The organism is Alteromonas sp. DY56-G5, from assembly GCF_041414725.1.
Taxonomy (GTDB): Bacteria; Pseudomonadota; Gammaproteobacteria; order Enterobacterales; family Alteromonadaceae; genus Alteromonas; species Alteromonas macleodii.
Genome location: NZ_JANHZQ010000036.1, coordinates 39,204 through 52,943, shown reverse-complemented (window position 1 = coordinate 52,943; position 13,740 = coordinate 39,204). Strand labels below are relative to the sequence as shown.

Here is a 13,740-nt window from a genome sequence, read left to right as displayed (position 1 = left end):
GAAAATACTTCAACGAGAAGCCGGATATACGGACGCAAACCATTTTAGTCAAAACAGCATGTTTACTCTTGCAATAATGGGGGAGACCATATACAGGCCCTAGAAGTAGCAAATCAACTTTTCGTCCACAAATTTTAACCGGTAAGCGTTATAACTACAGGTCTTTTAAGTAAACGTGTGGTGTCGTGTAGGCTGGAATTTGTTAAGTAGACTGTGTACTACATAAATAACGCACAGGCTAAGTGCAATAGCTACGACTACCGATGAAAAGCGATACAGCGCACTATAAAAAATATCCTGTTGTGGAGAGAGTGACTGGCCGTACAAAATGCCAAATGTGGTAAGTACGCCAAAGCCCGTGCCAGCACCACCACCGCTAAGTACATGCTGGCGGCTGATGAAAAATACCAATATCCATAAGCTGAAACTTGCGAAAAACAACGTGTCACTGTAGTTGAGCAAAATGAGCTGGGCGAGCAGGGCAAGATTACATCCAATTAGCGTGCCCAGCGCTCGCTGCCAGCCACTCAATGTGGCTCCTTTCCAACACAGTGGAAAAAGAATCAATACACTTGCTGCTTGTGCTGATATCGAATCTACTAAGTCGAAGGTTTGAAATACAGCAAACGATAGCGTGGCGACAGTGGTGCATAATATGACTTCGTGGCGAATACTTGCTTTATCTTTTGCCGCTTTGGGTAAAGGCGTGCGCGGCTCCTCATCGGGAAAAACAATATGCAAAGCGAATGCAATTATTAATGCCAACAGAATTGCACCGATGTTTGATATCACTAATGCGTAGATATCTATTCCATCGCTGCTGTAGCTGGCAAAGTGTAGCTGCAGCGAAAGTCCTACAAGGGAAAACGCACCGAATAAATACAGCGTACCTTTACTCATTTGCCAAAACAGAAAAGCGAAAGTGATGGCGATTAGCGGCGTGATCAGCAATGGGTGGCTTCCGAACAAGCCGTATACCACTAAAACAGCCGCCGCCGGAAAGATAGTTGCGGCAAGAAATTGTCGAATAATGTGACCATTTAAAACGGCTACCAGTCCAAGCAACAAAATAGGGTACAAGGTAAAAAATATCGGATTAGGCCAATCCAGCGCTTTCGATATAGCAAAGCCCAACGTGGCGCCGGAGGCGATCCTAAGCATCTGCTGGACATCATTTTTACTTAGCTGTGAATCCATAATTTAAGTCTAATAAATGAAGTGCAGCAGGCTTATAAAGTGAATTTGAATGTTCGCTGCCACACTTTCAATAGGGTTGTCTGGAACTATCTGCACGGTAGCGCGAGCGCCACTGGTGAGGTGGTTTAACGATATTTCTTGTTCTTCAAGCTTAATGTGGACACGTTGGCGCTGTGCATCTCGTACCCATCGATTCGACTTTTCAACGCTTGCAAGGGTGCCGTTGGCGGCAAGTTGGCCGTCGCTTACACCAGCTTCAAATTCTTCCACTTTAGCTTCAAATACTTTACCCGGTAGTGCATCAAAAACGACGTTAGCGCGAATGCCTTCTTTTACATTGGCGAGTGATTTCTCTCGAAAATCTGCAACCACATCTAGCGTGTTATCGACAACTGAGGCAAGGGGCGTACTTTGTTTAGCATAAGTGCCTTGAGTTACCTGCATGTTTGCCATTATGCCGTCATGCGGTGCTTTAATTTTGGTATAGGCTAAGTTCAACTCTGCCCGTTTAACCGCATTTACCGCTTCTAGATATTTTAGATTTTTGTCACCTTGCTTACCTCTTGCAACAACTTGCTGGTTTAGATCGGCTTCAAGCGCACTAATTTCGGCTTCAGCGCTTTTAAGTTGCGCGTACGCTTTGTCCACGTTTTGTTGAGATACCGCTCTAGTTTGAACTAAGGAATTAAGTCGTTGAAATTCACTGTTGCGTTCGTCGTAAACCGCCGATGCAGCCTCTATCTTTGCTCTAATCGCTTCCGCTTTCGCATCTATCTGAGCATTCTCTAACTCTACATTTGCCAAATCAATTTGCGCCTTTTCAAGGGCAATTAGGTAAGGTGTCTCATCTATAACAAATAAAACCTGCCCTTCCTTGACGGTTTGGTTATTTTTGACAAGCACCTCGTTTATCGGCCCATTTGTCTGAGGAGAGATTTGCGTGACCTGATGATAGACTCTCGCCTGTGGTGTCATTGGCATGCGTATATCTGCAATAATAAAGTAGATAAAGCAGATGGCAAAAGCGACCAAAGCCAGCTTTATGTACCTAGCAAATTCCTGATCTGGGGTTCGTTGACTCACTTAAGTGACTCCAATAATTTTGCGGCATTAACTTCAATTTTTTGAACACATTTAGCCATAATGCGTAACTCTTCTTCAGATACTCCTGCGTACACTTCATCTCGCAGCGCCATCAATGTACTTTCGATATCATTCATTCGACCTTTGCCCATATCTGTGAAGTAAAGTAAGCGACTTCGTTTGTCGTTAGTATCTGTAACGCGTTTGATTAACCCGGTAGTTTCGAGCTGTTTAATTGTGCGAGTTAAGCTAGGCATTTCTATTTCCAAGCTTTCAGCCACCATCTGTTGCGTACAGCCCTCACCAAGTAATGACATATGAATCATTACGCGCCATCTTGACTCTGTAAGGTCGAGATGAGCGACCGATTCAGTGACAGTTCTTCTGCACTTTTGCGCAGTGCGGGCAAAAAGCGCAATAAGTTGAAGTGGCATAGGTTCTGAAAATGACATGTAAAAACCGTTAATTTAATTAGCATGCTAACTATTTTATTTGTTTAGCATGCTAAGTAAATGGCATTGAGATGAGAAAGAGATTTTGCAAGTTGAGCGTGAATTGAACGGGGGAAGGCTCTCCATTGAGCAGGAAAATGGGGAAATTTCCTTACGGTGCCCGAAAATCAGGCATACTCTCTCAGTCCTTTTTAAGTTAATGCAGCCTTTGTGGAGTGATTAAAGCGTTAATAACGACTTTAGCTTTTTGAGATATCGACGGCTCACGGGAACTGAATCTCCCGTCTTCATTAGAAGCGTAGCAAGGCCATTATCCAAGAGTTTAATTTCCGCAACGCATGATAACCTCACCAAGTATTGCCGGTGACACCGAACGAGCGCGGTTCTCTCTTCTAAGATTTTCAATGTGAGCTGCGTGTCTGCTTGTTGTTCTAGCGATATAACATGTACGCCCGCCACATCGCTATAAGCAAACTGAATATCAGATTCGGGTAGCAGTAATATGCGCTGATGACCTACGCAAGGAATATGTACTAATGTGGGGGAGGCAATGGCGTCAATGTCAGTTTGGGGCTGAGTTCTCTTTTTAAGCCTGGCAAGTGTTTTATCAAGCCGCTCTGGTTCCACAGGTTTGAGCAAGTAATCAAACGCGTTATCTTCAAATGCCTGAAGGGCATACTGTTCAAATGCGGTGACCAGCACAACATAAGGCATGGTGTCTAAATCAAGCATAGCCAGCATATCGAGGCCAGAGAGCTGGGGCATTTCTATATCAAGAAATATAACATCCGGACGGTGTTGTTTAATTAATGCCAACCCCTCTATTGCGTTCGCGGCTTCCCCTAAGACATGTACTTCATTGGTTTCGTTGAGTAACTGGCAAAGCTCCTCCCTGGCGAGCGGTTCGTCGTCAATAACAAGCGCGCGAAATGCTGAGTTCTTAGTCATTGTTAGCCCTGATGAGAATGGTAATGAGTGTGTGGAATGGAAAAGGACATCCGAGTGAACTGGTTAGTTCGACATTCGATCACCAGGCCTGCTTGTTGACCAAACTGATGAATAAGTCGTTTATCTACAATATCCATCCCTAAACCTGCGTGTTGCTCTTTTTTGGGTTTGTACAAGCCAGCATTATCTTCAACGAGAATGTGAATGTGGTTATCTGTTGTACATCGTACATTCAAAGTTAAATGCCCACCCTCTATTCGTTGGGCGATACCGTGTTTAACCGCGTTCTCTACCAGAGGCTGTAACGTAAAACTTGGTAGAAGCGCTGACATGGCAGCATCGTCACATTTGATGGCAACCTGCAGGCGTTCGGCAAAACGCGCCTTCTCGATTGCCAGATAAGCATTAACGTGGTCAATCTCTTCTTTTAGTGTCACCACCGCGGTGTTTTGCTTTAAGTTTATTCTAAAAAAGCGTGACAAGCTTAGCACGAGCTCTCTGGCCCTTTTGGGATCGCGACGAATAATAGCGCTAATCGTATTGAGCGCGTTAAATAGGAAATGAGGGTTGACCTGTGCATGCAGCAGCTTGATTTCAGACTGTGAGAGCAGATCTTTTTGCTGCTGATACGCGCCGTAAACAATCTGACTAGACAGTAATTGAGCGATGCCTTCTGCCATTGACAGGGTAACCGTCGACATAAACTTCCGTTTGGGTTCGTAAAGCTTAATGGTACCCACCACCTCAGAGCCAGAGTGAAGTGGAATAATCAATACTGAACCCAGCGGACAATTTTTGTTTAATGTGCACTGATATGGGCGCTCAGCGCCATCTAAATGGACTATTTTGTTATTGTTCAGTGACTCCATCGTACTTGATGACGATATGGGGGTGTTTGGCAGGTGATGATCGGCACCCGTTCCGATAAACGCCAGAATCTTTTCTTTATCAGTAATCGCTACCGCACCCACATTCGTTTCTTCATAGATAATGCGTGCTACTTTTTCTGCATTAACTGGGGTGAATCCAGATGTGAGCACGCCCACTGAGCGATCTGCTATGGATAGTGCACGTCGTGAAAAAGTGGCAGAGTACTTTTCAAATATCGTTTTTTTGTCAGATAAGATACTGATAAAAAGTGCGGCCCCCACAGAATTTGCAATAACCATAGGTGCGGCTATAGCGCTGACCAGTGCGTAAGATTTTTCAAAAGGCTCAGCAACGGTAAGCAGGATAGCCATCTGAAACAACTCTGCTATGAAGGTAATGACACCAACTTTCCATGGGTTGAAAAGATCTAGACTTTTGTTCTGGCGAACATAGTAAACGTGCATGAGGCCGCCGATAAGACCTTCAAGCGTGGTGGAAATAGCGCAGGCAACATCAGTAAAACCACCCAATGAATAACGATGGAGGCCGCCGGTCAATCCTACGGCAAACCCAACTACTGGACCGCCTAGTAATCCTCCTATAACTGCCCCAATGGCTCTGGTATTGGCAATGGCGTCGTCTATTTGCAGACCAAAATACGTGCCCAGAATACAAAAGGAAGAAAAAACTACATACACCAAGTAGCGGTGTTTGCGATGAGAAGAAATGCTGAGAATAGGAAGAAAAAGCGGTGTTTTACTCAGCATATATGCGAGCACAAGATACACACACATTTGTTGAAGTAGCGAAAGTATGAGTTCCATGCTTGCCAATATTACCGCCGATTAAAAATGAGCCTCATTATAACCCATGTCAAAAGTACAAAATAAATAGCCGCCCTATATAAAGGGCGGCTCATCATATTACACGTGTTTAGTGTAGGTAGTTACGCGTCTACCGGTTGGGAAGGTTTTTCAACATTCACAGATGATGGCTCAAGCGGCGCTTCACCTTTCCCCTTGGAAATTCGAATGACGTAAACCGTGGTGATTAGGGATGCGATAAGCCCGATGGTTGTCGATACATTCATCGCCATACCGAAACCCAAGGTGTCGTTGTTTAGAATAAAGGTAACGCAAACGGCCGTCATAAATATTGCTGGTACCGTAGTTATCCAGTGCAGTTTATTATGTCTTAGTAAGTATGCAGATGCGGTCCACAGCATCATGACGGCTGTTGCTTGGTTGGCAAATCCGAAGTAGCGCCAAATAACGCCGAAATCGACTTGGGTAAGAATACCGCCAAGCACAAACAATGGGGCGGCCATGAACAAGCGGTTACGTATACCTTTTTGTTCAACGTTAAAGTACTCGGCCATGATAAGACGACTTGAGCGAAATGCGGTGTCGCCAGACGTAATAGGAAGAATAACCACGCCAAGAAAAGCCAGTACGCCACCAACAACACCTAAAAGACCGAATGATGAGGCATAGACAACGTTTCCAGGGCCACCATTGGTAATAGCTGCCGATAGTCCTTCTAAATTGTCGAAGTAAGAAAGGGCAATGGCACACCAGATAAGGGCAATCACACCTTCACCTATCATCGCACCAAAAAACACAAAACGTCCGTTCTTCTCGTTCTCCATACAGCGAGCCATAAGTGGGGACTGGGTGGCATGAAATCCAGAGATAGCGCCACAAGCGATAGTGATAAAGAGCGCCGGCCAAAGAGGCATATCGTTAGGATTTAAATTCGTCAGCATATCACTTGCCGTGAATTGGCTAAGTATCGAGTGCTGGTCAGAATAGCTGGCCGCGGCTAATAATCCCACCGACATGAAAATAAGAAGGGCTCCGAAAAACGGATAAAAACGACCAATAATTTTATCTACGGGAACAATGGTAGCCAAAATATAGTAGGCAAAAATAATGGCGACCATAGTGCCAACTTCAACATGCCATGATGTCTGATCATTAACGAGATTTGTGATCATGCCTGCGGGCGCTGAGACAAAAACTACACCTACCAGTAGAAGCAGCACAATAGCGAACAAGTTCATAAAGTGCTTAGCGCCTCGGCCCAAATAACGGCCAGATAAGCTAGGCACAGATTCGCCATTGTTGCGAACTGACAGCATGCCTGAGAAATAGTCGTGAACAGCGCCGGCAAAAATGCACCCTAATACAATCCAAAGCATGGCAGCTGGGCCATACAGTGCACCCATAATAGGACCAAATATAGGGCCTACGCCAGCAATGTTCAGAAGCTGAACGAGATACACCTTCGGTGTAGACATGGGAACAAAGTCTACGCCGTCTTTTTGGCTATGTGCAGGAGTGGGGCGTGCTGGTGTGACGCCAAATACCTTCTCAACAAAGGCGCCATATATAAAGTAGCCAGCAATAAGCGCGGCTACGCAAGTTAGAAACAATATCACAGGGCGTTGTCCTTATTTTTATAAATAGGGTTTATAAAAAGGGTCTGTCACTTGTGTTGTAAACGGTGTGTACAACAATGTTTGAAATAGGTTAACGATGTGAAAGTGTGTATGCATGAAAAAAAGCAGTGAGTGGTCGCATAGCAAATTAAGCGGTAGGGAGTATGTAATTTCGCTCTACTGTTACGTGCAGTAAAATGCTAAAATCCGCGCAATTAATTACCAAGCCGTATCAAGCGTTTTACCGCAATACTGAATTTGCGCGGAAAAGCATTGCTTATCCGTTATAAAACGCGCCTGTAAGTAATTGGTTTACAGGGATAATAGATAACGAAGATAAGTATTGATGTCAGATAAGAAGCTTCTAGAAGAGATTAAAAAGCGACGTACGTTCGCAATCATATCGCACCCGGATGCGGGTAAAACCACGATTACCGAAAAAGTATTGTTATTCGGACGCGCCCTGCAAACTGCCGGTACCGTAAAAGGTAAAAAGTCAGGTCAGCATGCTAAATCTGACTGGATGGAAATGGAAAAAGAGCGTGGTATCTCGGTAACCACCTCGGTCATGCAGTTTCCATATAGTGATCACTTAGTAAACCTGCTGGATACTCCGGGGCACGAAGACTTTTCTGAAGATACCTATCGTACACTGACGGCCGTTGACTCATGCCTTATGGTTATCGACGCCGCGAAAGGTGTAGAAGACCGGACTCGAAAGCTAATGGAAGTCACCCGTTTGCGCGATACGCCGATTGTGACTTTCATGAACAAGCTTGACCGTGATATTCGCGATCCTATGGAACTGCTCGATGAAGTAGAAACCGAGCTTGATATCCTGTGTGCACCAATTACTTGGCCAATTGGCTGTGGTAAGAGCTTTAAAGGTGTATATCACCTTCACCGCGACGAAACTATTTTGTATCAAAGCGGCCAGGGTCACACTATCCAAGACGTGCGCATCATCAAAGGGTTAGATAACCCTGAGTTAGATACTGCAGTAGGAAGTGACCTCGCTGAAACCTTGCGTGACGAGCTTGAGCTTGTACGCGGTGCATCTAACGAGTTTGAACAAGAGCTTTTCTTGGAAGGCCAGTTAACGCCAGTATTTTTCGGTACAGCATTAGGTAACTTCGGTGTTGATCATATGCTTGACGGTTTGGTTGAGTGGGCACCTGCGCCACTTGGCCGCGAAACCGAAGAAGGGACTATCGAAAGTACCGATGGTAAGTTCAGTGGCTTCGTATTTAAAATTCAGGCCAACATGGACCCGAAACACCGTGACCGCATCGCATTCTGTCGTATTGTGTCGGGCAAGTACGAAAAAGGCATGAAAATGCGCAACAGCCGTTTAGGTAAAGATGTGCGTATTTCGGATGCATTAACCTTCTTGGCTGGTGACCGTTCATTACTAGAAGAAGCCTATGCCGGCGATATCATCGGCTTGCACAACCACGGAACCATTCGCATAGGGGATACCTTCACGTCAGGCGATAACTACCGCTTTACGGGTATTCCAAACTTTGCGCCTGAGCTATTTAAACGCATCCGCTTGAAAGATCCGCTTAAGCAAAAGCAACTGCTTAAAGGACTGATCCAGCTTTCTGAGGAAGGGGCGGTACAGGTGTTTAGACCCCTTGCCAACAACGATTTGATTGTGGGCGCAGTAGGTGTGCTTCAGTTTGACGTGGTAGTCGCTCGCTTGAAAGCAGAATACAACGTAGACGCACTTTATGAGCATATTAACGTGAGCACGGCCCGCTGGGTTTACTCTGACAATGAGAAGAAGCTTGATGAATTCCGCCGCAAAGGTGAGCAAAACCTTGCACTAGATGGCGGTGATAACCTGACGTACATCGCACCTACTATGGTGAATTTACAGCTAGCGCAAGAGCGCTACCCTGATATCCAGTTCAAGAATACGCGCGAAAATTAAGCTAATAAAGATTAAACAAAGACACAATATACTATGAATATACACGCACTATTAGTTAACCGTTTCACTGAAGCTCTACAAGAAATGGGTGTAGAAAATGCACCGGTGCCAGTTTCGCGCAGCGCTCGACCTGAATTTGGTGAGTATCAGTTTAACGGCGCGATGGCGCTAGCCAAGCAGCTTAAGCAAAAGCCGCGCGATATTGCAGAGAAAATTGTTGAGACTGTAAAGCTCGACGATATTGCCAGCAAGCTAGAAGTGGCGGGCCCTGGTTTTATCAACGTTCATTTAAATGACGAATGGCTGTCTAATCAGTGTGAGTTGTCGCTAACCGACCCACGTTTAGGCATTGCTAAGTCAAAAGAACAAAACATTGTTGTTGATTACTCATCGCCTAACCTGGCCAAAGAAATGCACGTGGGTCATCTACGTACTACTATCATCGGCGATGCTGTGGTTAAAGTGCTTGAGTTCTTGGGCCACAATGTTATTCGCCAAAATCACATGGGCGACTGGGGCACACAGTTCGGCATGTTGCTTGCGCACCTTTCAGACAAGCTACAAGATGAAGTGGCTGAAACTGCGCTCTCTGATCTTGAAGACTTTTACCGCGAAGCCAAAGTACGCTTTGACGAAGAAGAAGGTTTTGCCGACCGCGCCCGTGAATACGTAGTTAAGCTGCAGGGCGGTGACGCTCAGTGTCTGGCGCTGTGGGAAAAGTTCATTGACGTGTCTATTGCTCACTCAGAAGAAGTGTACGACAAGCTAAACGTAAGCCTTACCCGAAAAGATATTATGGGTGAGTCGGCTTACAATGACGATTTGGCCAACGTAATCAGCGACCTTAAAGCGAAAGGCCTTGCAGTAGAAGACCAAGGTGCGCAGGTGGTGTTTATACCTGAGCTTGCTGATAAAGAAGGCAACCCTGCGGTTTACATCGTTCAAAAGTCGGGTGGCGGCTATTTATACGCAACGACAGACCTTGCGGCAATGCGCTATCGCAGCGGCAAGTTAAACGCTGACCGTACGCTGATTCTTACTGACGCGCGTCAGGCATTGCACTTCAAGCAAACTGAAATTGTGGGCCGTAAAGCGGGCTTTATGAAAGAAGAGCAAACTTACGAGCATTGCCCATTTGGAATGATGCTAGGCAGTGACGGTAAGCCATTTAAAACCCGTACTGGCGGTACGGTTAAACTGGTCGAATTGCTTGATGAAGCCGTTGAGCGTGCGGGTAAACTTATCGCAGAGCGCGACAACGATTTAAGCGAAGACGAGCTTAAAGAAGTCGCTCACAAGGTGGGTATTGGCGCTGTGAAATACGCTGACCTATCTAAAAACCGCACAACTGATTACATGTTTAACTGGGACTCCATGCTAAGCTTTGACGGTAACACCGCGCCTTACCTTCAGTATGCTTATACCCGTGTGAAAAGCTTGTTCAGAAAAGCGGGTGTGGAAATGGCCACCATGCCAGTAGATATCAATATTGCTGAGAAACAAGAGCACGCGCTAGCTGTATTACTTATGCAGTTTGAAGAGGTGATTGGTACAGTATCTCGTGAAGCTACGCCTCATGTACTGTGTACTTACCTCTATGATGTGGCTTCAGCATTTATGTCATTCTACGAAGCGTGCCCGATGTTAAAAGACGGTATTGAGCCAGCGGTACGCGATAGCCGTCTAGCGTTGTCAGCTCTGGTTGCCAAGACGCTAGAGCAAGGATTAACCTTACTTGGCATCGAAACACTAGAAAAAATGTAGTGTTCGCGGTACAACATACGTATTGATAACAAAGAGGCTGACATTGATTGTCAGCCTTTTTTTATGCGAAACATAAGCGTCAACCCTACTACGCTCGTTTGCGCTAATCGTGATCCTTATACCATTGGGCATAGATAATTGCGTACTCAGCGAGATTTAAAATGTTCGTAATCGCGGCGTGTAATCGCAGGTACAGTGGTATTACATTTCGATTAGAACCGATAGGGCGATAGCTTCCTATAAATCAGACAACTAGAACACTACTTAAATTAACGACAGGAAACTCACATGACTAAGATCCTTGCATTTGCAGGTAGTACCCGTAAAGGTTCATTCAACCAAGCTATTATGAAAGTTGCCGCAGAGGGCGCACGTGAGGCTGGAGCAGAGGTTACCGTTATAGACCTAGCTGACTTTCAAATGCCGTTGTTTAATGAAGATGAGGAAGCCGAGTTTGGTATGCCTGAAAAAGCTCAGGCGTTCAAAGAATTGCTAATGAGCCATGATGGTTTTCTTATTGCTTCACCAGAATACAACTCAAGCTATCCCGCACTGCTAAAGAATGCCATCGACTGGGCATCGCGCATGGGGGAAGGCGAAAAGCCATTACAAGCATATCGCGGTAAGGTGGCTGGAATTATGGCTGCGTCTGCTGGTGGGCTAGGCGGCATGCGCGTGCTGGTGGTACTAAGAATGTTACTTGAAAATCTAGGTACTATGGTGCTGCCGAACCAAAAAGCTATTGCGAAGGTAAATACGCTTATGGAAGATGGCGCAATTACGGATGAAAAGACGATTAAGCAGCTTAAAAATTTGGGTAAAGAAACTGCTGAGCTTGCCGCCAAAGTAAAATAGCTGAAAGTAGTAATCAAATATGAAGCCTACTAAATAAAGACTGGCCACCTTGTAATTGCAGTATCTACACGTGGCTAGTCTTCGGTGAATGTTCGAGGTTTTAGTTTCGTGCACGGTTAGTTGAGAGTGCTTAAATTCAACTTTTAGCGTGTTACTATAGACAAATCATTACTGCAAAATCTGCTACAGACGCACATATCTCCAAAAATAAAATATTCATGAAACTTACTCAAGAAATAATAAATCAAGCAATGCAGGCGTTCGGTGCCGGTGAATTTAGCCGAGTCATATCGACGCTTTCTCCTGTCTATGAGCAGCATCCAATGGCAAAAATGGTATATGCTACGGCACTAGGAAAGGTTGCTGAATTTACTACGTCGTTTGAAATATTTGAAAGCCTTCAGTCTGATTATCCTCAAAACACTGATGTGGCGTATAATTATGGGCTATTGCTAAAAGAAGCTGAGCGGTATGATGACGCACAAAAGCAGCTTTCAAAAGCGATAGCAATTAATCCAAACTACCATGTTGCTCTTCATGCACTTGGAAATCTAATGTCTGAGCTTGGCCGATATGAAGAAGCACAGCTAGCATATGAAAAAGCAATAACAAAAAATCCTAAAAATATTCAGTACGGACAAAGCCTGAGTAAGTGTCTTTATCAGCAGGAAAAATGGTCTCAGTTGGTCGCGCATATTAAAAGAGAGGATCTTCATCTAAGCGATAAACTTAGCGCTGAACTGTATACAGAAGCATGTTACAGAATTCATTCGAGAGGAGAATTAGCTAAGCAGACTAATATGCTAAGTTCAACGTACTCAGATTCTTATTCGATCCACTATTTTTTGGCGTTGTCAGCATTGGAGTCGAAGCGTTACGTTCATGCAAAGCGTCATCTTGAAAAATCACTTTCCCTCGCTGATTCATCGGATAAAGAAGAGTTACTGACGTATTTAGACTATGTTTCTTGGCTACTCAATGCCACTAAAGACAACCTTGATGTCCTCAATAGAAAGTTTGATTACACCGATAACATTCAGTTACTAGAGCTGGCCTTTAATATTAACGAAAACAGGCGTGAGCTAGCTGAAGCTGAGAAATTTTTTGGCAAAATTCAATCAATTCAAGCTGAAGGCGACAAGGAGCAACACGAGTTAAAACGTTCGCTGTTGGCCTTCGCAAAAGGAGAGTTTGAAGAGGGGCTGCGAATTAACGAGCACTTCTTAGTAAAACAACCAAAAAGCCTTCCTCATCTTTACCAGAAGATTAGAACCCTTGAAAAGCTCAAGCGTTTTAGCGATGCCGAAGAGGTCATCAGGTTTATCGCACATAACGTGAATAACCTTCATTCCAGTAAATTCTCAGATTTGTCCTCTGGCGTCTTGCTCAATGGTTTTGATGTATCACCTTCTCCTATCGTTAACACGTCAAGTAACAGCACAAACATTCTCTTTATTGTTGGATTTCCTCGTTCGGGAACGACATTGATAGAAAGTTTGTTACTTAAAAATGCGAATGTTGAGTTATTAGAAGAAACAGATGCCGTAGAAACCTTTTATAATCAGATGGTTGAACGCGATATTGTTGACCCTGAGACGGGTGGTATAAAGAGTACAAACCAAAGTGAACTAGACGCTTTGGCAAATGACTATCTTGAGCATTTAACGGCTTATTCTCCTAGTGTTGACAGCAGTAAACTCATCGTAGATAAGATGCCGCTTAACTTCCCTTATTTACCTGCAATGTTGACCTTGTTTCCTAACGCAAAAGTACTTTGTTGCCTACGTAACCCGAAGGCAATTGCGTTGAGTTGTTTACAGTTCGAGGAAATAAACTTGTACACCGTTGAGCAATTCGCTGAGGCTTATAATAAAGTCTTCACGTGCTGGGAAAAAATGGAACCAATTTTAAGTGACAGAGCAATAAGCATTAAATATGAAAATGTTGTTGCTGACCCTGAATCCTCTATAGCGTCCATATATCAGTTTTCAGGGCTGACAGAAGGGGAGGCTAAGACCTTAGAAAGTAATAGTTCGCCTTTGTTCCAAACACCGAGCTACTATCAAGTTAGTCAACCAGTGTATAAGTCTTCAATGCAAAAGTATGAGAACTACCCAACGCTTTTCTCTGAATGTCCCCCTCTTTTAGATGAATGGGAGCAAAAGTGGGGATATTAAGAAAGTAAGTATGAATGG

General features: G+C 44.5%; 10 protein-coding genes. 4 read left to right on the top strand and 6 right to left on the bottom strand.

Translation table 11 applies throughout. From position 1 onward, the window contains the following. Positions 1–165: 165 nt before the first annotated feature. From NO989_RS16260 to NO989_RS16235, 6 genes are all read right to left on the bottom strand, one after another. Positions 166–1,197, bottom strand: a complete 1,032-nt coding sequence (locus NO989_RS16260) for a DUF2955 domain-containing protein (RefSeq protein WP_049585763.1) — start codon at positions 1,195–1,197, stop codon at positions 166–168. A 9-nt stretch (positions 1,198–1,206) separates the two neighbouring features. Further along, positions 1,207–2,280 (bottom strand): HlyD family secretion protein, encoded by a 1,074-nt coding sequence (locus NO989_RS16255; protein WP_371342888.1) that lies wholly within the window; start codon positions 2,278–2,280, stop codon positions 1,207–1,209. Then, entirely contained in the window at positions 2,277–2,732 is a 456-nt protein-coding gene (locus NO989_RS16250) for a MarR family winged helix-turn-helix transcriptional regulator (RefSeq protein ID WP_014948722.1), read from the bottom strand. The genes NO989_RS16255 and NO989_RS16250 overlap by 4 nt, the downstream gene beginning before the upstream one ends. A gap of 219 nt (positions 2,733–2,951) precedes the next feature. Continuing rightward, on the bottom strand, positions 2,952–3,680 hold the full coding sequence (gene btsR, locus NO989_RS16245; protein ID WP_168532364.1) for a two-component system response regulator BtsR: 729 nt from the start codon (positions 3,678–3,680) through the stop codon (positions 2,952–2,954). Between the two features lie 2 nt (positions 3,681–3,682). Then, positions 3,683–5,374, bottom strand: coding sequence for a sensor histidine kinase (locus NO989_RS16240; protein WP_039233207.1), 1,692 nt, complete (start codon positions 5,372–5,374; stop codon positions 3,683–3,685). Between the two features lie 122 nt (positions 5,375–5,496). Further along, complete coding sequence (locus NO989_RS16235) at positions 5,497–6,990, bottom strand: carbon starvation protein A (RefSeq protein ID WP_061485116.1); 1,494 nt, start codon at positions 6,988–6,990, stop codon at positions 5,497–5,499. A 346-nt stretch (positions 6,991–7,336) separates the two neighbouring features. Here NO989_RS16235 and prfC point away from each other — a divergent pair, with 346 nt between their 5' ends. From prfC to NO989_RS16215, 4 genes are all read left to right on the top strand, one after another. After that, positions 7,337–8,926 (top strand): peptide chain release factor 3, encoded by a 1,590-nt coding sequence (prfC, locus tag NO989_RS16230; protein WP_014948726.1) that lies wholly within the window; start codon positions 7,337–7,339, stop codon positions 8,924–8,926. Positions 8,927–8,959: 33 nt separating this feature from the next. After that, on the top strand, positions 8,960–10,690 hold the full coding sequence (argS, locus tag NO989_RS16225) for an arginine--tRNA ligase (protein WP_371342887.1): 1,731 nt from the start codon (positions 8,960–8,962) through the stop codon (positions 10,688–10,690). 288 nt (positions 10,691–10,978) lie between these two features. Next, a complete protein-coding gene (locus NO989_RS16220) occupies positions 10,979–11,545 on the top strand; it encodes an NADPH-dependent FMN reductase (RefSeq protein WP_014975958.1) in 567 nt (188 codons plus the stop codon). A 218-nt stretch (positions 11,546–11,763) separates the two neighbouring features. Then, the gene (locus NO989_RS16215) at positions 11,764–13,722 is read left to right on the top strand and encodes a sulfotransferase (protein WP_371342886.1); all 1,959 of its coding nucleotides are present in this window, start codon (positions 11,764–11,766) and stop codon (positions 13,720–13,722) included. The last annotated feature ends 18 nt before the right edge of the window (positions 13,723–13,740 follow it).